General features: G+C 67.5%; 22 protein-coding genes and 1 tRNA gene. 7 read left to right on the top strand and 16 right to left on the bottom strand.

Features of this window, described 5'->3' with window-relative positions; translation table 11 throughout:
• Positions 1 to 34: 34 nt before the first annotated feature.
• From AC2YHA_RS04575 to hflX, 4 genes are all read left to right on the top strand, one after another.
• Positions 35 to 2293: a sensor histidine kinase gene (locus AC2YHA_RS04575; protein WP_487400544.1), complete on the top strand. Its 2259-nt coding sequence runs from the start codon at positions 35 to 37 to the stop codon at positions 2291 to 2293.
• Positions 2290 to 3669 (top strand): nitrogen assimilation response regulator NtrX, encoded by a 1380-nt coding sequence (gene ntrX / locus AC2YHA_RS04570; protein WP_487400543.1) that lies wholly within the window; start codon positions 2290 to 2292, stop codon positions 3667 to 3669. Before AC2YHA_RS04575 ends, ntrX begins: the two co-directional genes overlap by 4 nt.
• Before the next feature lie 73 nt (positions 3670 to 3742).
• Positions 3743 to 4282: an RNA chaperone Hfq gene (gene hfq, locus AC2YHA_RS04565; protein ID WP_487400542.1), complete on the top strand. Its 540-nt coding sequence runs from the start codon at positions 3743 to 3745 to the stop codon at positions 4280 to 4282.
• 4 nt (positions 4283 to 4286) lie between these two features.
• Positions 4287 to 5579: a GTPase HflX gene (gene hflX / locus AC2YHA_RS04560; RefSeq protein ID WP_487400541.1), complete on the top strand. Its 1293-nt coding sequence runs from the start codon at positions 4287 to 4289 to the stop codon at positions 5577 to 5579.
• A gap of 112 nt (positions 5580 to 5691) precedes the next feature.
• On the opposite strand, the gene AC2YHA_RS04555 is transcribed toward hflX, so the two are convergent.
• Both AC2YHA_RS04555 and mazG read right to left on the bottom strand, forming a co-directional pair.
• The gene (locus tag AC2YHA_RS04555) at positions 5692 to 7044 is read right to left on the bottom strand and encodes a glycoside hydrolase family 27 protein (RefSeq protein ID WP_487400540.1); all 1353 of its coding nucleotides are present in this window, start codon (positions 7042 to 7044) and stop codon (positions 5692 to 5694) included.
• Positions 7045 to 7075: 31 nt separating this feature from the next.
• Positions 7076 to 7813, bottom strand: a complete 738-nt coding sequence (gene mazG / locus AC2YHA_RS04550) for a nucleoside triphosphate pyrophosphohydrolase (protein ID WP_233782662.1) — start codon at positions 7811 to 7813, stop codon at positions 7076 to 7078.
• A 219-nt stretch (positions 7814 to 8032) separates the two neighbouring features.
• On the opposite strand from mazG, the gene AC2YHA_RS04545 reads away from it, so the two are divergent.
• On the top strand, positions 8033 to 8998 hold the full coding sequence (locus tag AC2YHA_RS04545) for an endonuclease/exonuclease/phosphatase family protein (RefSeq protein ID WP_487400539.1): 966 nt from the start codon (positions 8033 to 8035) through the stop codon (positions 8996 to 8998).
• Between the two features lie 128 nt (positions 8999 to 9126).
• On the opposite strand, the gene AC2YHA_RS04540 is transcribed toward AC2YHA_RS04545, so the two are convergent.
• The 9 genes from AC2YHA_RS04540 to AC2YHA_RS04500 form a co-directional block, all read right to left on the bottom strand.
• Positions 9127 to 9741, bottom strand: coding sequence for a retropepsin-like aspartic protease family protein (locus tag AC2YHA_RS04540; protein ID WP_487400538.1), 615 nt, complete (start codon positions 9739 to 9741; stop codon positions 9127 to 9129).
• The gene (locus AC2YHA_RS04535; RefSeq protein ID WP_487400537.1) at positions 9738 to 10502 is read right to left on the bottom strand and encodes an MBL fold metallo-hydrolase; all 765 of its coding nucleotides are present in this window, start codon (positions 10500 to 10502) and stop codon (positions 9738 to 9740) included. Before AC2YHA_RS04535 ends, AC2YHA_RS04540 begins: the two co-directional genes overlap by 4 nt.
• Entirely contained in the window at positions 10499 to 11278 is a 780-nt protein-coding gene (locus tag AC2YHA_RS04530) for a TatD family hydrolase (RefSeq protein ID WP_487400536.1), read from the bottom strand. The genes AC2YHA_RS04535 and AC2YHA_RS04530 overlap by 4 nt, the downstream gene beginning before the upstream one ends.
• Positions 11275 to 12813, bottom strand: coding sequence for a methionine--tRNA ligase (gene metG / locus AC2YHA_RS04525; RefSeq protein WP_487400535.1), 1539 nt, complete (start codon positions 12811 to 12813; stop codon positions 11275 to 11277). The genes AC2YHA_RS04530 and metG overlap by 4 nt, the downstream gene beginning before the upstream one ends.
• Positions 12814 to 12895: 82 nt before the next feature.
• Positions 12896 to 13879, bottom strand: a complete 984-nt coding sequence (locus tag AC2YHA_RS04520) for a DNA polymerase III subunit delta' (protein ID WP_487400534.1) — start codon at positions 13877 to 13879, stop codon at positions 12896 to 12898.
• A 163-nt stretch (positions 13880 to 14042) separates the two neighbouring features.
• A complete protein-coding gene (tmk, locus tag AC2YHA_RS04515) occupies positions 14043 to 14669 on the bottom strand; it encodes a dTMP kinase (protein WP_487400533.1) in 627 nt (208 codons plus the stop codon).
• On the bottom strand, positions 14666 to 15847 hold the full coding sequence (locus tag AC2YHA_RS04510; protein ID WP_487400532.1) for a D-alanyl-D-alanine carboxypeptidase family protein: 1182 nt from the start codon (positions 15845 to 15847) through the stop codon (positions 14666 to 14668). Before AC2YHA_RS04510 ends, tmk begins: the two co-directional genes overlap by 4 nt.
• A 26-nt stretch (positions 15848 to 15873) precedes the next feature.
• Positions 15874 to 16725 (bottom strand): SPOR domain-containing protein, encoded by an 852-nt coding sequence (locus tag AC2YHA_RS04505; protein ID WP_487400531.1) that lies wholly within the window; start codon positions 16723 to 16725, stop codon positions 15874 to 15876.
• A complete protein-coding gene (locus AC2YHA_RS04500) occupies positions 16709 to 17752 on the bottom strand; it encodes a lytic murein transglycosylase (RefSeq protein WP_487400530.1) in 1044 nt (347 codons plus the stop codon). The genes AC2YHA_RS04505 and AC2YHA_RS04500 overlap by 17 nt, the downstream gene beginning before the upstream one ends.
• A gap of 100 nt (positions 17753 to 17852) precedes the next feature.
• Between AC2YHA_RS04500 and AC2YHA_RS04495 the strand changes: the two genes are divergently transcribed.
• Both AC2YHA_RS04495 and poxB read left to right on the top strand, forming a co-directional pair.
• A tRNA-Ser gene (locus AC2YHA_RS04495) sits at positions 17853 to 17942 on the top strand.
• Between the two features lie 104 nt (positions 17943 to 18046).
• Entirely contained in the window at positions 18047 to 19780 is a 1734-nt protein-coding gene (gene poxB / locus AC2YHA_RS04490) for a ubiquinone-dependent pyruvate dehydrogenase (RefSeq protein WP_487400529.1), read from the top strand.
• A gap of 1 nt (position 19781) precedes the next feature.
• Here poxB and AC2YHA_RS04485 read toward each other — a convergent pair whose 3' ends face one another.
• The 5 genes from AC2YHA_RS04485 to bamA all read right to left on the bottom strand — a co-directional run bounded on the left by AC2YHA_RS04485 (position 19782) and on the right by bamA (position 24549).
• Positions 19782 to 20222 carry a hypothetical protein gene (locus tag AC2YHA_RS04485; protein ID WP_487400528.1) on the bottom strand — a complete coding sequence of 147 codons (441 nt, stop codon included), beginning with the start codon at positions 20220 to 20222 and terminating at the stop codon, positions 19782 to 19784.
• 139 nt (positions 20223 to 20361) lie between these two features.
• Positions 20362 to 20592: a 50S ribosomal protein L31 gene (gene rpmE / locus AC2YHA_RS04480; protein ID WP_233782677.1), complete on the bottom strand. Its 231-nt coding sequence runs from the start codon at positions 20590 to 20592 to the stop codon at positions 20362 to 20364.
• Between the two features lie 98 nt (positions 20593 to 20690).
• Positions 20691 to 21173 carry a 3-hydroxyacyl-ACP dehydratase FabZ gene (gene fabZ, locus AC2YHA_RS04475; RefSeq protein ID WP_487400527.1) on the bottom strand — a complete coding sequence of 161 codons (483 nt, stop codon included), beginning with the start codon at positions 21171 to 21173 and terminating at the stop codon, positions 20691 to 20693.
• The gene (locus tag AC2YHA_RS04470) at positions 21170 to 21835 is read right to left on the bottom strand and encodes an OmpH family outer membrane protein (protein ID WP_487400526.1); all 666 of its coding nucleotides are present in this window, start codon (positions 21833 to 21835) and stop codon (positions 21170 to 21172) included. The genes fabZ and AC2YHA_RS04470 overlap by 4 nt, the downstream gene beginning before the upstream one ends.
• Entirely contained in the window at positions 21835 to 24549 is a 2715-nt protein-coding gene (gene bamA, locus AC2YHA_RS04465) for an outer membrane protein assembly factor BamA (protein WP_487400525.1), read from the bottom strand. Before bamA ends, AC2YHA_RS04470 begins: the two co-directional genes overlap by 1 nt.
• Between the last annotated feature and the right edge of the window lie 88 nt (positions 24550 to 24637).

Genomic DNA, 24637 nt, shown 5'->3' with positions numbered 1-24637 from the left:
TTGCAGGCAACAGTGATGGTGTAGGCATGCAACGATGACCGTTGCCGCCGAGCCGATTGCCGAAGCGACCGCTGCCCCGCGGCGCTTCACGATCACGCCGGCGATCGAGCTCATGGTGTTCGGCGCCGCGGTGGCGGTGGCGATCGTGAGCTGGCTGGTGATCAGCGGCGACAGCGATACGCCGCGGCTGCTCAGCCCGCCCTTGGTGGCGCTGCTGCTCGTCGCCAATCTCCTCCCCGGAGTCGCGCTGCTGGTGCTGATCGGCCGACGGATTGCCCGCAGCCGCGCGGCGCGCCTGCCGCTGGCGGGGGAGGGGCGGCTGCATGTGCGGCTGGTGGCGCTGTTCTCGGTGCTCGCCAGCGTGCCGATGATCCTGGTGACGATCTTCGCCTCGTTCCTGTTCCAGTTCGGCGTCGAATTCTGGTTCTCCGACCGCGCGCGCGGAATGCTCGAGAACGTCCAGAGCCTGGCCCAGCAATCCTATCAGGAGATGCTGCGGTACGTGGACAACGAGAATCTGGCGATGGCGAAGGACCTCTCGTCCTTCCTGCTCGTCGACAAGCTGCCGATCGACAGCCGGGAATTCCAGGGCAATTTCGCCACCCAGGTGCTCTATCGCAACCTGTCCGAGGCGGTCATCTTCTCGATCACGCCCAATGGACAGCTCGACGCGCTGGCGCTGGTCAACCCCTATGACCGGCCGCTCGAGAAGGACATCGACGCCTCGGTCATCGCCCAGCTCAAGGCCGGGAAGCCGAGCGTCGTCGGGACGAGCAGCGAACGGACCCAGTCGGTCACGCAGATTCCGGGGACCGACCTCTACGTCTACGCCGCGCGCGTCTCGGGCGCGCAGGAGATGGCGGCCCGCATGAACCGCGCCAAGGCGGTGCTTGGCGATTATCAGGCACTGCTCGCGCGATCACGAAGTCTTCAGCTTCTATTCAATGCCGCCTTGCTGGCCATCTCCCTGCTGATCGTCGGCATCGCCGTGTTCGTGGCGCTGGCGGTCGCGGACCGCCTCGTACGGCCGGTCGGCGAGCTGGTCGATGCGGCGCAGCGGGTGGCGGGGGGTGATCTTGCCGCGCGCGTGCCCGAACCCAAGTCTCGCGACGAGATCGGCGTGCTCGCCAACGCCTTCAACCGTATGACAGGCCGACTCCAGGAGCAGACCGGTGCGCTGGTCGAGGCCAATGCCGAGGCGGAGAGCCGCCGCGCGCTGATCGAGGCGGTGCTGGCCGGCGTCACCGCCGGGGTGATCGCGATCGGCGAGGATCGCTCGATCCGCCTGTTCAACAGCTCGGCGCTGGAGCTGCTCCGGCCCGGTGCGATCCCGCTCGGCCGGCCGCTGGCCGAGGTCGCCCCCGAGCTCGATGCCCTGCTCGACGGCGAGGCGCGCGAGGGAATCGTCCAGCTCACCGCCGCCGGCGAGGCGCGCACTCTTGCGGTCAAGATCACCCGGGATGAGGACGGCCATGTTCTCACCTTCGACGACATCACCCAGCAGCTCATCGACCAGCGCCGCGCCGCCTGGTCCGACGTCGCGCGCCGCATCGCGCACGAGATCAAGAATCCGCTGACCCCGATCCAGCTCGCTGCGGAGCGGCTGCAGCGGCGCTACGGCAAGATGGCGGAGGAGGGCGATTCGACCTTCGCGCGCCTGACCGACACCATCGTGCGGCAGGTGAGCGACTTGAGGCGCATGGTCGACGAATTCTCGTCCTTCGCGCGGATGCCGAAGCCGGTGTTCCGGCGCGAAGCGGTGCTCGACCTCGCGCGGCAGGCGGTGTTCCTGCATGAGGTGGCGCATCCGGCGATCCGCTTCGGCCTCACCTATGACGATCCGCCGCCGAGTCTGGTGTGCGATCGCCGCCAGATCGGGCAGGCGCTCACCAACATCGTCAAGAACGCGGTCGAGGCGGTCGAGGCGCGCGAGGGCGAGGACCTGCCGCAAGGCGAAGTGTCGCTCAAGATCGCGAATGAGGGCGAGCGCTGCGTCACCATCCGCGTCACCGACAACGGCGTCGGCCTGCCCGCCGAGCGCGACCGTATCGTCGAACCCTATATGACCACGCGCAGCCGCGGCACCGGCCTCGGCCTCGCCATCGTCAAGAAGATCGTCGAGGAGCATTTCGGTACCATGACCTTCGCCGACCGGGCGGAAGGTAGCGGCACCGTGGTCACGCTCACCTTCGACGCGGTGATGCTCTCCAGCCTCGCCGATGCGCAGGCTGAGGATGCCGGCACCTCCGATCCCAGCCCAACAACCCTGACACGCCATCGGACCAACGCATGACCCTCGACATTCTCGTCGTCGACGACGAACTCGACATCCGCGAACTCGTTTCGGGCGTCCTCGAGGACGAAGGTTACGAAACACGGACGGCCGCCGACAGCGATGCCGCACTTGAGGCCATCGCTGCGCGGCGGCCGAGCCTGGTGCTGCTCGACGTCTGGCTGCAGGGCTCGCGGCTCGACGGGCTCGAGCTGCTCGACGAGATCAAGCGGCGCGACCCGTCGATCCCGGTGCTGGTGATCTCCGGCCACGGCAACCTCGACACCGCCGTGGCGGCGATCCGGCGCGGCGCCAGCGACTTCATCGAGAAGCCGTTCGAAGCGGAGCGGCTGCTGCTGCTCGTCGAGCGCGCGACCGAGACCGAGCGGCTGAAGCGCGAGGTGGCGAGCCTGCGCGCGACGGTGGGCCGTGAGACCGACCTTACCGGCAGCTCGACCGCGATCAACTCGGTCCGCGCGACGCTGAAGCGTGTCGCCTCGACCGGCAGCCGTGTGCTGATCATGGGCGGCGCCGGCGTCGGCAAGGAGGTGGCGGCACGGCTGCTCCACGGCTGGAGCACGCGTGCCAACGGCCCCTTCGTGGTGGTGAGCGCGGCGCGGATGACGCCCGAGCGTGTCGAGGAGGAGCTGTTCGGCGTCGAGGAGGGCGGCGATCTCGTGCGGCCCGGCCTGCTCGAGCAGGCGCATGGCGGCACGCTGTTCCTCGACGAGATCGCCGACATGCCGGTCGCGACCCAGGCGCGGATCCTGCGCGTGCTGACCGACCAGAGCTTCACCCGCGTCAGCGGCACCCGCATCGTCAAGGTCGACGTGCGCGTGGTCTCCGCCACCTCGCGCGACCTGACTGCCGAGATTGCCGAGGGGCGGTTCCGCGAGGATCTCTACTATCGCCTCAACGTGGTGCCGGTGACGATCCCGACGCTCGCCGAGCGGCGCGAGGACATTCCGGCGCTGGTCGAGCATTTCGTCGCCCATTACGCCGCCGAGCGCCGCGTGCCGACGCCCGAGATCGCGGCCGACGCGATGGTGGCGCTGCAGAGCTACGAATGGCCGGGCAACGTCCGCCAGCTCCGCAACGTCGTCGAGCGGACGGTGATCCTGGCGCCGGGCAACCGCATCGGCCGCATCGACTTGGACCTGCTGCCGCCCGAGGTGCTGGGCAATACGCCCGGCGGGGATGGGGGCGTGACCGCCACCGCGATCATGGGGGCGCCCCTGCGCGAGGCGCGTGAAAGCTTCGAACGCGAATATCTGCGCGTCCAGATCCGGCGCTTCTCGGGCAATATCTCGCGGACGGCGAGCTTCATCGGGATGGAGCGGTCGGCGTTGCATCGCAAGCTCAAGCTGCTTGGAATCACCGAGACGCGCGAGGAGTAGCCTCTAATCCCGTCATCCCGGCTTTCGCCGGGATGACGGGTAAAGGTGGACGTATCGGCTCGCGCACCTTAGATTGCGTCCCAACAACAATCGCGGAAAAGCCGCCAAGACCAAGGAGCCAATCATGGCCGACAAGCAGACCTCCCTCCAGGACCTGTTCCTCAACGCGCTTCGCAAATCCAAGACCCCGGTGACGATGTTCCTCGTCAAGGGCGTCAAGCTCCAGGGTATCGTTACCTGGTTCGACAATTTCTCGGTGCTGCTGCGCCGGGACGGTCAGTCGCAGCTGATCTACAAGCATGCGATCTCGACGATCATGCCGTCGGGGCCGCTGGACGTCGCCAGCATCGTCGAAGCGGTGGGAGAGAACCAGCACAAACAGCCGCTTTTGCAGGAAATTTTCCTGAATGCGGTGCGCCGCCAGCAGGAAAGCGTCACCATGTTCCTGGTCAACGGCGTGATGCTGCAGGGCTCGATCGCGGCGTTCGACCTGTTCTGCATGCTGCTCCAGCGCGAGGGCTTGTCGCAGCTCGTCTATAAGCACGCAGTGTCGACCATCCAGCCCGCCAATCCGCTCAATCTCGCCGACGAACAGGCGAGCGACGCCGAATAGCGGCGTGTCGACCGGTTTCGATCGCGACGCGCAGGATTTCGCGCGCGGCGCGCGGGCCGTGGTCGTGCTGCCCGACCAGGGCAGTGCGAGCCGCGACGCCGACGCGCGTTTGGAGGAAACCGCGGGCCTTGCGCTTGCGATCGGAATTGAAGTGCGCGCGAAGATCGCCTTCCGCGTGCGCGCGCCCAAGCCAGCGACGCTGATCGGCAGCGGGCAGGTCGACCAGCTCGCCGAGATGGTGAAGGCCGAGGAACTCGGTCTCGCCGTGTTCGACGCCGCGCTGACGCCGGTGCAGCAGCGCAACCTCGAGACCGCACTCGGCTGCAAGGTGATCGACCGGACCGGTCTGATCCTCGAGATTTTCGGGGAGCGGGCGCGGACGGCGGAGGGCCGGCTCCAGGTCGAGCTGGCGCATCTCGATTATCAGGCGGGCCGGCTGGTGCGGAGCTGGACCCACCTCGAACGTCAGCGCGGCGGCTTCGGCTTCCTCGGCGGCCCGGGCGAGACGCAGATCGAGGCCGACCGGCGCTTGATCCGCGACCGTATGGCGCGGCTCAGGCGCGAGCTCGACCAGGTCAGCCGCACGCGCGGCCTGCACCGCGAGCGGCGCCAGCGCGCGCCGTGGCCGGTGATCGCGCTGGTCGGCTATACCAACGCAGGGAAATCCACGCTTTTCAATCGCCTGACCGGCGCTGACGTCATGGCAGAGAACCTGCTGTTCGCGACGCTGGACCCGACGCTGCGGCAGATCAGTCTGCCGGGGATCGACAAGGCGATCCTGTCCGACACGGTGGGGTTCGTCTCCGAGCTGCCGACCCAGCTCGTCGCGGCGTTCAAGGCGACGCTGGAGGAAGTGGTCTCGGCCGACCTCCTGATCCACGTCCGCGACATCGCGCATCCCGACAGCGAGGCGCAGCGCGCCGACGTCGAGAAGGTACTGGGCGAGATCGGCGTCGCCGAGACGGCGCCCAGGATCGAGGCGTGGAACAAGCTCGACCTGCTGTCACCCGAGCGCCGGGCGGAGATCGCGGCCGAGGCGGCACGGCGCGAGGAGGTGGTGGCGGTATCGGCGTTGAGCGGGGAAGGCGTCGACACACTGCTTGCCACCGTCGCGGAGCATCTGACGCGCGGGCACCGACGCTACACGATCACGCTCGACGCGAGCGACGGCGCAGGGGCGGCGTGGCTCCACCAGCATGGCGACGTGCTGACGCATGACGTTGAAGGCGAGCGCGCGGTGTATGAGGTACGGATGGCGCCGCGGGATTACGAGCGGTTCTCGCTGCGGCGGGAGTAGGGGCCGCGGCCAGCGACCATAGCGTCATCCCGGCGAAAGCCGTGCCGCATCGCGCCTTCGCTTGAGATCCCGGCTTTCGCCGGGATGACGTATGTCCGGCCGATCCCAATCGCTAGCGTACTCCGAATAGGACAGCGCCGTGCGGCGGCACCGTCGCATCGATGCGATCGGTAACCGGCTCCAACTCCTTCGCTGCCCACAGATCGCGCAGCCGCCCTCCAGCAAGGCCGATCCGCCGCAATGGAACGCTCATCCGTGCCGCATCCGGCCGATCCGACAGGTTGAACATCGCGACATAGGCCGTCCGCCGATCGGGCGAGCGCGCGGTCCACACGCATTGGTTGTCGGCAAGATACCAGGGCCGATTTTCGATGCTGTGCTGGTTGACCGCGACCACGTCGTCGTTGGTCAGCAGGCTCAGGGTCCAGTCGTCGAGATGGCGCAGATCACCACCCATGATGAGCGGCGAGCGGGCGATCGACCACAAAGTCATCAGCGTCCGCTGCTCGTCGCGCGTGAATTTCGTGTCGCGCTCGCCCATCGAAAGGCGGCCGAGCGGCAGCATGTCGGCGTCGGGCCAGGAGCCGGGGCCGCAATAAGGGGTCCAGTTCTCGAGCCGGGTGAACTGGGCCTTCAGCATCGGCCATTCGTCCCAGAAATCGTCGCTGATCCGCCACATCTGGGCATGACGGCGGACATGCGGGCCGCGCACCACGGGCGTCTCGCCGGGCGAGAGGCTGAGGATGATCGGCCGGCCGCTGGCGAGGATCGCCTTGTGCGCCGCCTCGATCTCCGGCGCGTGCGCGTCATAGGGGCGGCTCATGTCGTCCATCTTGACGAAATCCACGCCCCAGCTCGCGAACAGCGCGAAGACGCTGTCGTAATAGGCCTGCGCGCCCGGCTTGGTCATGTCGACGCCGAACATGTCGGGATTCCACGGACAGATGCTGGAGCGGTCGGCGATGTCGCCGGCGCGGACGCCTCCGCCGCCCAGCACCGGCAGGTTGCGTTCGACCGCGAGCCGCGGGATGCCGCGCATCAGGTGGACGCCGAACTTGAGGCCCATCGCATGGATCTTCGCCGCGAGGGGGGCGAAGCCGGCACCGTTCGCGGCGGAAGGGAAGCGGTTCGGCGCCGGGACCAGCCGTCCGTGGGCGTCGAGCGCTGGCACCGGATTGTCGTTGTAGCGATAGCCCTTGGCGTCGGGTTCGTACCACTGGATGTCGACGGTGAAGACATCATAGCCATGCGGCTTGAGCTTCGTCGCCATAATCGCAGCGTTCTCCAGCGCCTGCGCCTCGGTGATGGTGGTGGCGAAGCTGTTCCAGCTGTTCCAGCCCATCGGCGGCGTTGGCGCCAATATTGCTTTCGGCGATCTCGCCTCCGATCCAGCGCCGGCGGTCGCCAGGGCAAGCCCCGCAGGAGCAAGCAGCGCCGCACGGCGCGACATGCTGAAATCCGTCATTCAAACCCCCTCTTGATGCTGCCGCGCCCGCTCAGCCGGCCTGTTTCGCCTTCTGCCACAGCGCTTCCTGACGATCGAGGCCGAGGGTCGGGAAGGCCGCGCCGGCCTCCGCCTCCATTGCGCGGAAGCGGTGCTCGAATTTCGCATTGGCACGGCGGAGCGCGGCCTCGGGATCGACGCCGAGCTTGCGCGCCCAGTTGACTGCGGCGAACAGGAGATCGCCGATCTCCTCCGCCCGATCCTCGGGCGCGGCGGCTTCGACCTCGGCGAGCTCCTCGTCGATCTTGGCGCGGGCTCCGGCCGGGTCGGGCCAGTCGAAGCCGGTGCGGGCGGCGCGCTTCTGGAGCTTTTCGGCGCGCGCGAGGGCGGGGAGGCCGATCGCGACGCCGGCCAGGGCGCTCGCATCGGGTTTGGCGGCACGTTCCTCGGCCTTGATCGCCTCCCAGAGGTGATGGCCGCCCTCGGCCAAGTCGCCGAAGATGTGGGGATGGCGGCGCTCCATCTTGTCGCTGATCGCCGTCACGACGTCATTCAAGTCGAACAGACCCGCTTCTTCGGCGATGCGGCTATGGAAAACGACCTGGAGCAGGAGGTCGCCGAGCTCGTCCTTGAGGTCGGCCATGTCGCCACGCTCGATGGCGTCGGCGACCTCATAGGCTTCCTCGATCGTGTAGGGCGCAATCGTCGCGAAGCTCTGCGCCACGTCCCATTCGCAGCCATGCTCCGGGTCGCGCAACCGCGCCATGATCGCCACCAGCCGTTCGATCATGCCTCTTTCCTCGGATTCGTCTATGATTGATTGCTCTTGGCGGAAGGCTTTAATCCGCCAGTGAATGGCGTCTAGTCGATAAGCAGGCATGGCTTGATGAAAGTTCGAAGCTCGATCGGTCGGCTGGTGAGGCGATGGGGAGGGTTCGCCGGATGCGCCCTGCTGCTCTCGTCATGCGGGACACCGCCGCCGCTCCGGGCGATCGCCTGTCAGTCCGCAATGCCGCCCGACATCGCCATATCGAAGGACGGCCGGACGGCGAGCACGACCTTGTCGGTGCTCACCTACAATATCGAAGGGCTGGGCTGGCCGGCACGCAGCGGCCGAGCGACGCAGCTGCGCGAGATCGGCGAGCGACTGGCGGCGATGCGGGCGTCCGGCAAGGGGCCGGACGTGGTGATGTTCCAGGAGATGTTCAGCGGTGCTGCTAAAAAGGCTGTAGCATCGACCGGTTATCCCGCGATCATTACAGGCCCACGCAGAACCACGCGGCCTCACGAATCGACCCGAGATCCGCTGCCGGGCAAGGCGAAGATCAAGCGGGGCGAGTTGGGCATCCACTTCAACGGCAGCGGACTTGCCGTCGCTTCCCGCTATGCGATCGTGCATGTCGACAGACGGGCCTACGGGCGACGATCCTGCGCCGGGTTCGACTGCCTCGCCAACAAGGGCATCGTGCTGGCCCGCATCGCCATTCCGGGCGTGCCGACGCCGGTCGACCTCTACGACACGCACATGAACTCGCGGAATGCCTCGCGTGCGCCGGCCAACCGCAACCTCGAAGCGCATGAGCGGCAGGCGCTGGAGGCATCAGAATTCATCGATCGGACACACGATGATGCCTTTCCGATCGTCTTCGGCGGCGACTTCAACATGCGGCATTCGGAGGAGCGGTGGGAGAATTTCACCCGCTATCAATCGCTCAAGCTGGTCCACCGCGTGTGCGCCGATCCTGCCTCGGGATGCGAGGTCCGCATGTCGTGGGACGATGATGAGCCCTGGATGGACACCCAGGATCTCCAATTCTTCTGGAGCGGCGACCAAGTGGCAATCCGCCCGATCCGCGTCGAGGCGGTGTTCGACGGTGGACCGACGGGCCCGGAGCTTTCGGACCACGACGGGTTCCTGGTCACGTATGAGCTGAAATGGCCAAGAAGCGCTTCGCCATGGCCGCAATGTCGGTGATGGAACTCGAATGCGAAGGGCTCCCGATATCTGTTATCCGCGATCCCGTGTTCCGCCTCGCAGGCACCTCGAATCAAGTTCGATAATATACATTATGTAAAGTAAAGATGTTTTTGTGAGGGGCTCTTCTAGTTTCGTGTCTCACCTCGTTTCGGTTCGAGCACCAGCGTCCGTCCCTCGACCCGCCACGAGCCGAGCCGCGACAGGAAGTTCATGCCGAGCACATCGGTGCTGCCGAATGCCGACGACACCACGACGCCGAGATCGCGGGTTTCGAGGTCGCCTATGCTAACGCGTTCGGCGCGGCCGCGGTCAGCGGTGACGCTGCCGTTGGCGGTATTGATCACCACTGGAAAGCCGCCGCCTCCAACTTCGATCCCGGCATTGCGCGCGGTTTCCGGCGACAAGGCGGTTATCGTTGCGCCGCTGTCGACCAACATGCGCTTCGTATAATCATTGAGCTTCACCCGTGCCCAGAAATGGCCGTCCTCGCTCATGGTGATGCGCACCGTGTCGCCGACCACCTCCTGATCACCCAAACCGAGCCGTTCGGCAGCGGCGGTCACCACCGTCTCGATCTGCTGGCGATACAGCAGTGCGATCGCGATGAGGCCGATGATTGCGCCCCAGGCGATCAGCGATCGGATGATCGTGCCCAACGAGGCACGCTGCGCCATCAGCGCGCTCACCGCCAGCACCAGCGCGCCCAACGCCCAGATGTAATTGGCCGAATCGAGGCTCACAACACGATCTCCAGGCCGTCATAGCCGGGCTCGACGCCGGACGGCAGCTCGGCGACGAGTGTCGCATAATCCATCGAATGGTCCATATGCGTCAGTACCGCCCGCCCGACACCGAGCTCGGCCGCCCAGCCGACCGCCTGATCCAGCGTCGGATGCGTCGGATGCGGCGCACGGCGCAGCGCGTCGACGATCCAGAGGTCGATATCCTTATAATGACTTCGCATATCGTCGGTTAAGATATTGAAATCAGTTGCATAACCTGTCGTCGACCGGCCGTCGGTGAATCGCAATCCAGCCGAGACGATATCGCCGTGCGGCTGATCGACGACCGTGACCTCGACATCGCCGATCCGAAGATTGTCCGGCAACAATTGGAGATCGACCGTCGCCGGATAGCCTTTCCGTCCGGCGACGACATAGGCAAAGCGTTCCCGCAGCACCTCCGCTGTCGCCGGGCGCGCATAGCCAGGCACCGGGTTGCCACGCAGGTGGAAGATCTGGCGGACGTCGTCGATACCGTGGGTGTGATCCGCGTGGTCGTGCGTCCAGATGATCGCATCGACGGTACTCACTTGCGCGGCCAACAGTTGCTCGCGCAGATCCGGGCCCGTATCGACGAGGATGCGCGTGGTTTCGGTCTCGACCAGGATTGAAACGCGGGTGCGGCGGTTCCTGGTCTCGGCAGGATCGCAGGCACCCCAATCGTTGCCGATCCTCGGCACGCCGGACGAGGTGCCGCAGCCGAGGATGCGGATCTTCACGCCGCCGTCTTTGCGAATAGCTTGTGGAAGTTGATGCGCGTAACTTCCGACAATTCCTCAGCATCTTCGCCGCGGAGATCGGCGAGGAAGCGGCAAGTGTCAGCAACAAATGCCGGCTCGCCGGTCTTGCCACGATGTGGGACCGGGGCGAGGAACGGCGCATCTGTCTCGATCAGCAGTCGCTCGCGCGGCAGCCAGGCGGCAGTTTCCTGGAGATCACGAGCGTTCTTGAAGGTCACGATGCCCGAGATCGAGATATAGAAACCAAGATCAAGCGCCTTGCGGGCGAAGTCGCCGCTGGCGGTGAAGCAGTGGATCACGCCGGGGAAGGCCCCCTTCCCCAGCTCGTCGGCCAGGATCGCAACGGTGTCCTCCTCGGCGTCGCGGGTGTGGACGACGATCGGCAGCTGCGTCTCGCGGCAGGCGGCGAGATGCGCGCGGAAGCTGGCCTGCTGTCGTTCGCGATCGCTGTGGTCGTAGTAATAATCGAGCCCGCTCTCGCCGATGCCGACCACGCGCGGATGGCGGGCACGCTCGACCAGCTTGGCGGTGTCGACATGGGGATGCTGGTCGGCTTCGTGCGGATGGATGCCGACGGTTGCCCACACGTCCGGCTCGCGTTCGGCGGTGGCGAGGACCGCGTCCCACTCGCTCTCGCGCGTGGCGATGTTGAGCATCGCGACCACGCCGGCATCGCGGGCGCGCGCCAGCACCTCGGGCTGCTGCTCGGCCAGCCCTTTGTAGTTGAGGTGGCAATGGCTGTCGGCGAGCCTCATGCCGCTTCGCTCAGCTCGAGCCGCGGGAACACGCCGCTCGGAGGCGGCAGCGCCGTTCCGGCCGCGATCGGGCGCGCGAGGGCGGCGAAATCACGGACGTCCGCCCCCTGCCCCAGCAGATCCAGCAGCTTGTCGGCGCTTTCGGGAATAACCCATCGCGTCATGACCGCGATCCGGCGGATCGCCTCGGCGGCATAGTAGAGGATGGCGTCGGCTCGCGCCGGGTCGGTCTTGCGCGCGCTCCACGGTGCCTGGTCGGCGAAATACTGGTTGGCGTCGCGCGCTGCCGCCCAGATCGCGTCGAGCGCGGCGTGGATGGCGAGATCGGTCATGGCGTCATGCATCCCCCGCTCCGCCGCGGCGACGCTCTCGATCAGCGCCTCCTCGGCGGCGGTCGGCTCGCCCGGCTGCGGCACTTGTCCGGCGCAATTCTTGGCGATGATCGACAGGCAGCGCTGAGCGAGATTGCCCAGATTGTTGGCGAGATCGGCATTGCAGCGGGTGACGATCGCCTCCTCCGAATAGCTGCCGTCCTGGCCGAAGCTGACCTCGCGCAGCAGGAAATAGCGCAAGGGGTCGACGCCGAAGCGGTCGGCGAGTTCCATCGGATCGGTGACGTTACCGAGCGATTTCGACATCTTCTCGCCGCGGTTGAGCAGGAAGCCGTGGCCGAACACGCGGCGCGGCAGCGGCAGCTTCGCAGACATCAGAAAGGCCGGCCAGTAAACCGTATGGAATCGCACGATATCCTTGCCAATCAGATGCAAGTCCGCCGGCCAGTATTTCGCCAACGGATCGCCCGCGTCCGGATAGCCGGTGCCCGTCAGATAGTTGGTGAGCGCGTCGACCCAAACGTACATCACATGGCCAGGGCTGTCGGGCACCGGTACGCCCCAGTCGAAGCTGGTGCGCGAGACCGACAGGTCGGAGAGGCCGCCCGAAACGAAGGCGATCATCTCGTTGCGGCGGGCCTCCGGCTGGATGAAATCCTTGTTCTCTTCGTACAGCTTTAGCAGCGGCTCCTGATATTTGCTCAGACGAAAGAACCAGGTCTCCTCCGCCGTCCATTCGACCGGCGTGCCCTGGGGCGAGAGCTTCTGGCCGCCCTCCCCTTCGACGAGTTCGCTTTCATCGTAGAAGGCCTCGTCACGGACCGAATACCAGCCCTCGTAGCGGTCGAGATAGAGGTCGCCCGCGGCCTCCATCGCGCGCCAGATCGCTTGGCTGGCGGCATGGTGATCGGGTTCGACCGTGCGGATGAAGCGATCATAGGAGATGTTCAGGCGATCATCCATCTCCTTGAAATAAGCTGACATCTCGTCAGCAAGCGTGCGCGTTTCGATGCCGCGGGCACGCGCCGTCTGGACCATCTTGAGGCCATGTTCGTCGGTGCCGGTCTGGAAGCGCACGTCGCGGCCCGCCTGGCGGTGATAGCGGGCGATCGCGTCGGCGGCGATCGCCTCATAGGCATGGCCGATGTGCGGGCGACCGTTGGGATAGCTGATGGCGGTGGTGATGTAATAGGGTTCGGCCATGCCGGCCATCTAGTGCAGCACGCGGTCGGGGGGAAGCAGCAGCTGGCGAGGTCGCCATTTCCTCGGTGCAAGGCCGGGGCAGTTAACGCGGGGCGAGCCTCGCGACCAGGCCGCCCATCTCGAACGCCGTCGTCGAGGCGTCGAGCGACTGGGCGAGCGAGACGCGGGCGAGCTCCGCCGCGGCGTCATAGGCGTCGAGGGCGTCCTTGAGCTGCGGCCCGGCGAGATCGCGCGCGCGCTCGGCGATGAAGGCGGGGACGCGTTCGAGGAAGGCTTCGTAGCGCGGCTGGGCGGACTTGAGGCCGAGCGTGCGGGCGAGGCGGACGCGATGCGCGTTCGAGGGATCGCCGTCGCGGGCGATCGCGGCGAGCTCCTTCTCCAGCCCGCCGAGGTCGAGGCCGGCAAAGTGCAGCGCGCGGCCGGGGGAACCCTGCCCCGCCCTGACCAACGCGGTGATCTCGGCCTTGCTCGCATCGGGAAGCTCGGCGTGGAGCACCTCGGCGACCTCCGCGTCGCTCAAGGGATCGAAACGGAGCAGCCGGCAGCGTGAGCGGATCGTCGGGAGCAGGCGGCCCGGGGCGTGGCTGACGAGCAGGAAGATGGTGCCGGCGGGCGGCTCCTCCAGGTTCTTGAGCAGCGCGTTGGAGGCGCCGGGACGCTCGAGGTCGTCGATCGCGTCGATCAGGATCACGCGGCGGTCGCTGAGCGCCGGCTTGGTCGCGAGCATCGGCTGGAGCGCGCGGACCTGCGCGATCGGGATCGAACGCGCGATGTCCTGGTCGGGCTTGTCGGGGTCCTTGGGGAGGCGCGTCATCTCGCGATAGTCGGGATGCGCGCCCGCGGCGATCAGCGTGACGGTGCGATTGTCCGCCGGCACGTCGAGGCCGGGCGGAAGCGTGCCGGGCGCGGCGGCCTCGGCGAGGAGGCGCGCGGCGGCGGTGCGGGCGAAGCGGGCCTTGCCCACCCCCTCCGGGCCGGCGATCAGCCAGGCGTGGTGGAGCTGCCCGCTGGCGAGCGAGGCGAGGAAGGCGTCGATGGCGGCCCGGTTGCCGATGAAGGGGGTCATGGGTGTGTCCAGCTCCTCCCCGGCACGGGGAGGGGGACCAGCCGCAGGCTGGTGGAGGGGGCCCTCCACCGGCGAATCGCTTGGGGCCGGGCCCCCTCCACCATTCGCTCCGCGAATGGTCCCCCTCCCCGTGCCGGGGAGGAGCTTGGGTGCGTCGCGCCTTTCATACCAACAGGTCCGCCAGCTCAGCCAGCAGCCGCGCGGTCACTGCCTCCGCATCGCCCGACGCGTCGACCAGCCGCACCCGCTCCGGCTCGCGCTCGGCGATGCGGCGGAAGCCGGCGGCGACGGCGGCATGGAAATCCGGCCCGCGCGACTGGAAACGGTCGAGCGCGCCGGCATCGCGGGTCGCGGCGCGCGAGGCGCCCTCGTCCTGGCCGATCTCCAGTACCAGCGTGCGGTCGGGCAGCAGCCCCTTCGAGCCGAAGCCGTGCAGTGCCAGGATCGCGGCGTCGTCGATGCCCTGCGCCCCCTGATAGGCCCGCGTCGAATCGACGAAGCGGTCGGATATCACCCAGATTCCTGTCTCGATCGCAGGCCGGATCTTCTTCTCGACGTGATCCGCGCGCGCCGCCGCGAACAGCAAGGTCTCGCTATGCGGGCTCCACCGCGCGACCTCGCCGCCGAGCAGCAGGCCGCGCACCGCCTCCGCACCCTCGCTGCCGCCGGGCTCACGCGTTACCAGCACCTCCAGGCCGCGCCGGCCGAGCTCGTCGGCGAGCCGAGCCGCCTGGGTCGACTTGCCGGCGCCCTCCCCTCCCTCGAGGGTGATGAAGCGCCCGGCCGTCACGCCCCGAACAGCGACTTGAACCCGGCCCAGACGCGGCCGAAGAAGCCTGCCTCGCCGACGTCGCTGGCGGCGACCAGCGGCAGCGTCTGCGGGCCGCCGTCGGGGGTCTGCACGACGAGGTCGGCGATGTGCTGGCCGGCCTTGATCGGCGCCTTGACCGGGCCGTTGTAGACCACTTTGGCAGTGACGTTGGGCGAGGTGCCCGCGGGCACGGTGATGGCGAGGTTGCGCGGGGCGACGAGGCCCACCTCGCCCGCGTCGCCGAGCTGGACCTCGGCGGTCGAGACCTGCTTGCCCTTGGCGACGAGCGGCTTCGAGTTCCAGGCGCGGAAGCCCCAGTTCATGAACTTGACCGATTCGTCGATGCGCTGATTGAAGCTGGTGAGCCCGGCGACGACCATGATCAGGCGGCGCCCGCCCTGCTCGGCCGAGCCGGTGAAGCCGTAGCCCGCCTCCTCGGTATGACCGGTCTTGAGGCCGTCGGCGCCCTGGACACGGCCCAGCAGCGGGTCGCGGTTGGCCTGGGTGATGTCGGCGCCGCTGCCCAGCGTCTTGCCCCAGGTGAAGCTCGGCAGCGAATAATATTTCTTGTAGAGATCGGGGTGTTCCTCGATCGTCGCCTGGGCGACCTTGGCGAGGTCGCGCGCGGTCACATAGGTGACGCCCCCGTCCGGCCAGCCGTTGGAGGTGCCGAAGTGGCTGTTCTTGAGACCCAGCTCCTGCGCGCGCCGGTTCATCAGGTTGACGAAGGCTTCCTCGGTGCCCGAGATGCCCTCGGCCAGCACGACGCAGGCATCGTTGCCGGACAGGGTGACGATACCCTTCAGCAGATTGTCGACGCTGACCTTCTCACCGGATGAGAGGAACATAGTCGAACCTGCTGCAGGACCGTGCCATTTCTGCCAGGTCTCCGGGCGCACGTCCATCATCTGGTCGAGCTTCAGATCGCCCTTCTTGATGAGGTCGAAGGCGACCAGCACGGTCATCATCTTCGCCATCGATGCCGGCGGCATCCGGCGGTCGGCGTCCTTGGAGTAGAGCTCGGCGCCCGACGAGAGGTCGATCATATAGGCGACCGGCGCCGCGGTCTGGAACGGCGGGGCCGCGGCCACCGTCGGATAGGCGATCGCGACCGCGAGGACGGGGGCAACGGCGGCGGCGAGATAGTTGCGGGTCATGGCACTCACTAACATAGGAGGGTGGATCAATTCATGCGGACGACGCGTGCGTCCGGATAGCCCTGCCGCACCGCGGCGGCGCGGCCGCGGCCGGCGGATTCGGCGTCGGGAAACGGGCCGAGGCGGACGCGGAACAGCGTGCCCGCGGGCTCGACGAGGCCGCCGATGCTGCTCGCCAGCGCGTCGGCACGGGCGCGGCTGGAGAGCGCGGCGACCTGGACGTAATAGCCGGCGATGTGGCGCGGCGCGGGTGCGGGCGCCTTGGCCGGGGCTTTCTTCGGCGGTGACGCCGGCTTAGGCGGTGGTGTGCGGGCCGGAGGCGGGCTCGGCGAAGCCGCGGGCGGCACGGACGCGGTGACGATAGGCGCCGTCGCACCCGGCGGCGGGCCGAGCCGCTTGCGCAGCGGAAGCAGCAGCGCCTTCGGAGCGTCGCTGCGGCCCGACGCGGCTTGGCCAGCACTCAGCAGCGCAATGTCCTGCGGCGGCGGCGTCACGCGGCGCACGCGCACCGGCGCCGGATCCGCGGCGATGCCGAGCGCCGATGCCGCGCCCGGCGACAGCAGCGCGAGGCGGTTAGGCGAACCATTGCCGGTCACCACCGCGAGGGCGGTCTTGCCGCTGTCGAGCGCCGTCACCTCGACATAGCTGCCGGGCGGCAGCGTCGAGCTCGCGATCGAGACGCCGCCGAGCTCTGCGAGACCGGCATAGCCGACCTCGTCATAGCGTACCTCACCAGGCTTGGCCTCGGACGAACCGCGCGGGCCGTCGCCGGGCGGCTCCTGGAAGGCTGCCGCGTCCTGTGGCTGCGCCTGGGCGTCCGCCTCCCCGATCCCGAGGACAAGCCCTGCCAGGGCCAGAAAGCTAGCGCACGATCTCATCGGCGAGCAGCCCTACCGAAAGCGCGTAGAAATTCGAGCAATTATAATCGAGGATCACGCGATAATTGCCGGTGAGAAGATAGGCGGTGCGGCCCGGCCCGTCGGGCTCGAGCAGGGTCGCGAGCATATCGTCCGCCGGCCATCCCCTCCCCTGCGGCACCAGGCCGAGCGCGCGCCATTCGCGCATCGTCTTCCAGCGGCTGTGGCGCTCGTGGACTCGCGGGCAGCGCGGGCTGACCGTCGAGGTGCCGAGCGCGGCGCGGTTGAGGCTCCCGGGCACCGTCACCGCGAAGCCCCAGGGCTGGCCGGGACGCCAGCCGGCATTCACGAAATAATTGGCGATCGAGGCGAGCGTGTCCGCCTCGCTGCTCCAGATGTCGGCGCGTCCGTCGCCGTCGCCATCGCGGGCGAGGCGGAGATAGACCGACGGCAGGAACTGCGGGCCGCCGAACGCGCCGGCCCAGCTGCCGACCAGGCGCGAGCGCGGGACGCCGCGGTCGATCATCTTGAGCGCGGCGATGAACTCGTCGGTGAAGAGCTGGCGGCGGCGCCCTTCATAGGCGAGCGTCGCCAGGCTGCGCGGCAGGTCGAAGCCGCCCATCACCCGGCCGTAATTGGTCTCGTGCCCCCAGATCGCGACCATGATCTGCTCGGGGACGCCGGTCTCCGCCTCGATGCGGGCGAGGCGGCCGCGCGAGCGCTGATAGGCGGCGCGGCCGGCGGTGATGCGCGCGGCGTCGACGTGCTGCGCGCGATAGGGTGCGAAGGGCGGGATCGGGGCGTTGGGCGCGGCTTCCGGCTGGCCGCGGTCGAGCTGGATCACGCGCGGGTTATAGGTCAGCGTCGGCGCGACCGAATCGAAGGTCGCGGGCGAGACGCCCTCGGCGATCGCCTTCGACCGGATCGATTGGAGAAAGGCCTGGAGCCCGGCGTCGTCCTGCGCGCTGGCCGGTCCTCCGGCAAGCGCTGCGCAGGCGAGCGCGATGGTGAGACCCAGGTGACGCAGACGTACGCTTACCCCCGACATGCGGCCTGTGTGCCACAGCCGGCGGGGCACGCGAAACCCCCAATCTCCCGCGGCTTGCACAAATGGCCGCAGGACCGGTAAGCGGGCGCACCGCTCGCGCGGAGAGGTGGCCGAGTGGTTTAAGGCAGCGGTCTTGAAAACCGCCGTGGGTTCACGCCCACCGTGGGTTCGAATCCCACCCTCTCCGCCACATGCTTTCAGCGCTCAGGCAGTTTATGCGGTTCCGCCCGGCCTTGAAACGCGGCGTCCGATCCCGAACTGGCAGGCTGAGCGATATTGCGAAGGAGCGAGCCGATGGCCCAGACCGTTGCCGACCAGTTCATCGAGACGCTTGTCGCCGCAGGGGTCAAGCGCATCTACGGCATCGTCGGCGACAGCCTCAACGGCCTCACCGACGCGGTCCGGCGTCGCGGCGACATCGAGTGGCTCCATGTCCGGCACGAGGAGGTGGCGGCATTCGCGGCCGGCGCCGAGGCGCATCTGACCGGCAGCATCGCCGTGTGCGCCGGCAGCTGCGGGCCGGGCAACCTGCATCTCATCAACGGGCTGTTCGACTGCCACCGCTCGCGCGTGCCGGTGCTGGCGATCGCGGCGCATATCCCCTCCCCCGAGATCGGGTCCGGCTATTTCCAGGAGACGCATCCGCAGAGCCTCTTCCAGGAGTGCAGCCATTATTGCGAACTGGTCTCCAGCCCGACGCAGATGCCGCGCGTCCTGGAGGTCGCGATCCGCGAGGCGGTGGGGAAGCAGGGCGTGTCGGTGGCGGTCATCCCCGGCGATGTCGCGCTTGCCCCGGCGCAGGAGGCGGCGGCGCCCTCTACGGTCGATCTGCGCCCTAGAGCGCCGGTCGTCGTGCCGCGGGAGGCGGACCTTCAGGCGCTCGCCGACCTGCTCAACGGGGCGAAACGCGTGACGCTCTTCTGCGGCGGTGGCTGCGCCGGTGCCCATGACGAGCTGCTCGCGCTCGGCGACGTACTCAAGGCGCCGATGGCCCACACCATCCGCGGCAAGGAGCATGTCGAGTGGGACAATCCCCATGACGTCGGGATGACCGGGCTGATCGGCTTCTCCTCCGGCTATTATGCGATGAACGACTGCGATGTCCTGCTGCTGCTCGGCGCCGATTTTCCCTATCGACAGTTCTATCCGGCGGCGGGCACGCGGATCGCGCAGGTCGACATCCGGCCGGAGAATCTGGGTCGGCGTGCGCCGATCGAGCTCGGCGTGGTCGGCGATGTCCGCGCGACGATCGCCGCACTCCTGCCCCTGCTGCGGGAGAAGGTCGACGGCGCGTATTTGGACAAGGCGCGCGATCATTATGCCAAGGCCCGGCAGGCGCTCGACGCGCTCGCCGACGGTTCCTCCGGCCGCAAGCCGATCCATCCGCAGCAGGTGGCCAAGGCGATCAGCGACCTCGCCGCGGACGATGCCGTCTTCACCTGTGACGTCGGGCTGCCGACCGTATGGGCCGCGCGCTATCTTGCCATGAACGGCAAGCGGCGGCTGCTCGGGTCCTTCTGGCACGGGTCGATGGCCAATGCGCTGGCGCAGGCGATCGGTGCCCAGGCGACGTTCCCGGAGCGGCAGGTGATCTCGCTCTCGGGAGACGGCGGCTTCACCATGCTGATGGGCGATTTCATCAGCCTGGCGCAGCTCGGGCTGCCGGTGAAGGTGGTGGTGTTCAACAATGGCTCGCTCGGCTTCGTCGAACTCGAGCAGAAATCCACGGGGTTCCTGGATTTCGGCGTGGAGCTGCAGAACCCCAATTTCGCCGCCATGGCCGAAGCCGCGGGCATCCGCGGGATCCGGCTAGAGGATCCGGGCGAAGTAACCTCCGGCATCCGCGCCGCGATGGAGCATGACGGTCCGGTGCTGGTCGATGCTCTCGTCAATCGCCAGGAGCTCGCGATGCCGCCGAAGATCACCGCGGCGATGGCGCAGGGATTCACGCTCTACATGGTGAAGGCGGTGCTGAACGGCCGCGTCGACGAGGTGCTCGACATCGCCCGCACCAACCTGTGGAGATGATTCAGGGCTCGATCACCCGGTCGACCATGCCGGCGATGCCGCCGTTCACACCGAGATCGCTCGAAGCGACGCCGCCGGCGTCGCCGACAAGACGCAGCGTCAGCCTGGTGTCGAGCGGGCTGCCGCCGCGGGACTGACGTGCGGGCGAATCAAGGCGGAGGGCGCGGACGCTCGCGGTTTCGACCGGCTCGAAGGATCGCTCGAAACGCTCGCGCCGGACGGTGGAACGAAGCGTTTGCGGACGCTTCGTCAGGTCGGGCATGTCGGTGGCGGCGACGGGGATGAAGGCCATGCGCCTCGCGAGGGAGCGCGATACGGGGGCGCGGACGGTGGAACCGGATGTGGCGACCGTCCGGTTCTTCAGCGCCACGCGCTCGCCCTGCGACGAGGCAGGCGCCGCGAGCATGACTGCGATGATCCCGGACAGGGTGCAAACCAGCATTCACCGCTCCCTTCAGGTGAACGGTATAATGCTGACGCAAGTCTTTCGATCCCGCAAGTCCTTAACAAGTCCTTAAACGGCCGCGGATTTTTATCGCCGCCGCGAACCGGCTCCGGTCCGCGGCGGAACGATGGAATGCTTACTTCTTGCCGAGGCTGAGGCCGCCGAAGCGCTTGTTGAAGCGCGCGACCTGGCCGCCCGCGTCGAGGAGCTGCTTGGAACCGCCGGTCCACGCCGGGTGCGCAAGCGGATCGATGTCGAGCTGCATCGTGTCGCCTTCCTTGCCCCAGGTGGAGCGGGTCTCGAACACGGTGCCGTCGGTCATCTGCACCTTGATCATGTGGTAATCGGGGTGGGTATCTTTCTTCACGTCACTCTAGCTCCTGTCGGCGGCTGGTTTCCGACCAGCCAAAAAGGAAGGCGCGCCCCTACATGGGAGCGCGCCCGATGGCAAGTTTCGTCGATGATTCAGGCGCTCGGCGGGTCGGCGATCATCGCGGTGAAATTGGCCTGCGCCGCCACCTGCCCGTCGATCAGCGCGCGGCCGGCGAACTTGGAGACCGTCGCGCGCTTCTGGACGAACTCGACCTCGAGGCGGAGCAGCACGCCGGGCTCGACCGGCTTGCGGAACTTCGCCTCGTCGATCGCCATGAAGTAGACGAGCTTGCCCGAGCCGGCGAGCCCGAACGATTCGACCGCCAGCACGCCGGCGGCCTGCGCCAGCGCCTCGACGATCAGCACGCCGGGCATGATCGGCCGGCCGGGGAAATGGCCCTGGAAGAAGCCCTCGTTGATCGTCACCGCCTTGATCGCGGCGATCGACTGGCCGGGAATCAGCTCCTCGACCCGGTCGACCAGCAGCATCGGGTAGCGGTGCGGCAGCGCCGCCATCACCCGTCCGATATCGAGCGGGCCGATGGAGGCGGTGCCGGCCGAAGCCGCTTCGTTCATCGACCCTGCTGCTGCGGACGCGCGGGAGTCGAGGCGGCCGGCGCTGCCGCGGCCGGAGCGGCGCCCGTCGCCTGCTGCTGCTGGCCCGGCTGCCAGTTGGCCGGCGGGGTGATGCTGACCGACGGAACGAGGCGGTCGAGTTCGGTGGTGACGTCGGCGGTGATGTCGGCCGTCGGTTGGGCGAACAGCGCCGCGTCCGGACGGAGCAGGAGCTGCACGTTCTTGCGGGTGGTCGCCGCGGTCACCGCGGGAGCGAGCTGAGCCTGGATCTGCTCGAGCGCATAGGCCTGGGCGCGCTGCGCCGGGGCGGTCAGACGGGCGAGCTCCTGGTTGCCGGCATTCTCGCGCGTCTGGATCGCCTGCGCCTGGGTACGCAGCGTCGCCTCGGCAACGTTCGCCTTACGGTCCGCCTCGAACTTGGTGTAGAGCGGCTGCAGCTCGGTCTGGATCGCCTTGCGGCGGGCCTCGGCCTGGTCGATCTGCGCCTTGTAGGTGGTCTGGATCTGCTGCTGGGCAGCGGTCCATGCCTTGCTGCGCGCGACGGCGGCCTCCGGATTGGCGACCGCGATGCCCGCGACCTGGGCGGCCGCCGGCGCGACCAGCGCGACGGTGCCGGGGATCGCCGCGGCGGCGGCGAGCAAAATCATCTTGAACGTCTTCATCAGAACTGAGTCCCTACGTTGAAAGTAATGAGCTTGGGATCGTCGCCCTTCTGCGTGAGAAGGGCCTTGGCGACGTCGATACGCAACGGGCCGAACGGAGAATTCCAGTTCACGCCGAAGCCGACCGACAGGCGCGGCTTCGCCGAATTGCCGAGATATTCCTCGTAGAACGGGTTGGTCGTCGAGGTCAGAACCGTGTTGGGAGTGTCGCCCACGCAAGGGCCACCCGCGGTCGCCGACGAGCCGATGGCGCAGGTGGTGACCGTGGTCGTGCCGGGAACGGTATAGAGCTGACGACCCTCCGAATCCTTGATGTAATCGATGAGGGGCAACAGCGTCGGCGAGCCGTCCTTGTTGTAGAGCAGGTTGCCGTTGGCATCGCGCGCCTGTGGGAAGGCGGCGGTCGGCAGCGGCTTCTTGAGGCCGAACAGCGCACCGGCCTGGACATAGATCGAGGGCCTGAGACCCATCTCGCGCGCGCCGGCGCCGAGCGGGATTTCGAGCTCCAGGCGGCTCAGGTAATAGGCACGGCCGCCGAGCGCGTCGTCGATGACCTGGTCACGATCCCTGTTGAGCGCCTGGTCGCCCGTCGCCGCCGAGCCGCTATACTGATAGCGCAGCACGCGCGGGCCGACGCCGCGGATGTCGAAGCCGCGGAACTGCGGCTCGCCCAGGTAGAAGCGGTCGGTGATGCGGACGCTGTCGACGCCGGGGCCCTTGTCCCCCTCCAGGCTGTGGATGTAGCCGCCCTCGCCCACCAGCGAGAGGATGAAGCCGCCGCCGACGCTCCAGAACTTCGACCCTTCGGCGCGGCCGCGGATGTAGCGCACGTCGCCGCCGAGACCGGCGAAGTCGGCGCTCAGCGAGAGGCGCTGACCGGCGGTCGGCCGCAGGCGGCTGTTGAGGCTGTCGTAGGAGATCGACAGGCCGATCATCGAGGTCAGACGGTTGCCGATCGCCTCGCAGAGATAGCGGCCGGCCTTGAGCGGATCGCAGACGCCGTTGGTGTAGAAGGTGCTCTTGTCGAGCCCAACGTCGTCCTTGCTCAGCGTATAGCGGCCCGACAGCGTCCAATATTCGGTGAGCGGCACGCCGGTCGCGATCTGGAAACCGGTCGAGACGTTTGAATATGTGGTCTGACGATCGCTGCCCAAGTAATTGAAAGCATTGTAGTCCCGACGGAAGATCGTGCCGCCGAGCGCGATGTTCTTGTCGAGGAAATAGGGCTCGGTGAAGCCCAGCTCGACCGACTTCGAATAGCTCGAATAATTGACCGAGGCGCGCAGGTCCTGGCCCTTGCCGCGGAAGTTGCGCTGGCGGATCGAGGCCTGGAGGATGAAGCGCTCGAGGCTCGAGAAGCCCGCCGACAGGGTGAGCTCGCCGGTCGCCTTCTCCTCGACGTTGGCGCCGAGCACGATGCGGTCGGGTGAAGAGCCCGGGTTCTGCGATATCTCGAACTTATCCTGGAAATAGCCGAGCGAGTTGATGCGGTCGGTCGAACGCTTGACCAGGAAGGTGTTGAAGGCGTCGCCCTCCGCCAGGCGCATCTCGCGGCGGATGATCTTGTCCTGGGTCTGGGTGTTGCCGGTGATGTCGATCTTCTCGACGTAGGTGCGGTTGGCTTCCTTGATATGGAAGTTGAGGCTCATCGTGAGCGCTTCGCGGTCACGCTGGAACTCGGGGTCCACGTCGGCGAAGGCGTAGCCGAAGGCGCCGGCGGTCTGGCTCAGCGAGTCGACGGTGTCCTCGACCTTCTTGGCGTTGTACCAGTCACCCTTCTTGATCCCGAGCGTCGCCGCCATCCGCTTGTCGTCGAAGTCGCGGATGTCGCTGTCGACGGTGACGTCGCCGAACTTGTAGCGCGGCCCTTCCTCGACCACGTAGGTGATGATGAAGTCGCGCTTGTCGGGCGTCAGCTCGGCGACCGCAGAGATCACGCGGAAGTCGGCATAGCCCTCGGTCAGATAGAACTGGCGCAGCTTCTGCTGGTCATAGGCCAGGCGGTCCTGGTCATAGGACGTGTTCGACGAGAAGATGGTGAGGAGGCGCGCCTCCTTGGTCGCCATCTGCTTCCTGAGCTCGCCGTCCGAGAATTTCTCGTTGCCGATGATGTTGATCTGGCGGACCTTGGACTTGGGCCCCTCGTGGATCTCGAAGATCACGTCGACGCGGTTCTGGTCGAGGCTGACCTGCTTGGGCTCGACCGAGGCGCCGAAGCGGCCCTGGCGGCGGTAAAGCTCGATGATGCGCGCGACGTCGGCGCGCACCGCGGTGCGCGTGAAGATCTGGCGCGGTTTGAGCTTCAGCTCCTTCTCGATCTTGTCGTTCTTGAGCCGCTTGTTGCCCTCCAGCACCACGCGGTTGATGATCGGGTTCTCGCGGATGCGGATGACGATGTCGCCGGTGACCGCGCCGTCGATCTGGACGTCCGCCAGCAGATCGGAAGCAAGCAGGTCCTTGATCGCTTGGTCGAGCGTCTCGTTGGTGTAGGGGATGCCGACGCGCAGGCGCGTGTAGCTCAGCACCGTCTCCGGCTCCACGCGCTGCGAGCCCTCGACCCGCAGCGAGCGGATGATGTGCTCCTGCGCCGGCGCGGGCGCGACGGTTGCGGTCACGGGCGGCGGCGGGGTCTGCACCGCAGGCGCCGTCTGGGCGAGGGCGGCGAGCGGCACACCGGCGAGCATCGTGCCAGCGAGCAGTGCCGTGGCACGCATGGAAGTCGTCGAAGCCAAGTTCGGTGTCACCTAATCCCACCCCAGAAGGAAGTCTCTGCCCGCAGGCGCCGCGCCCCCGCGCGGCCCC

This window comes from Sphingomonas sp. SRI_018 (genome assembly GCF_057586275.1).
The sequence above is the reverse complement of the archived record's forward strand: the minus strand, read 5'-3'. Positions and strand labels throughout refer to the sequence as shown.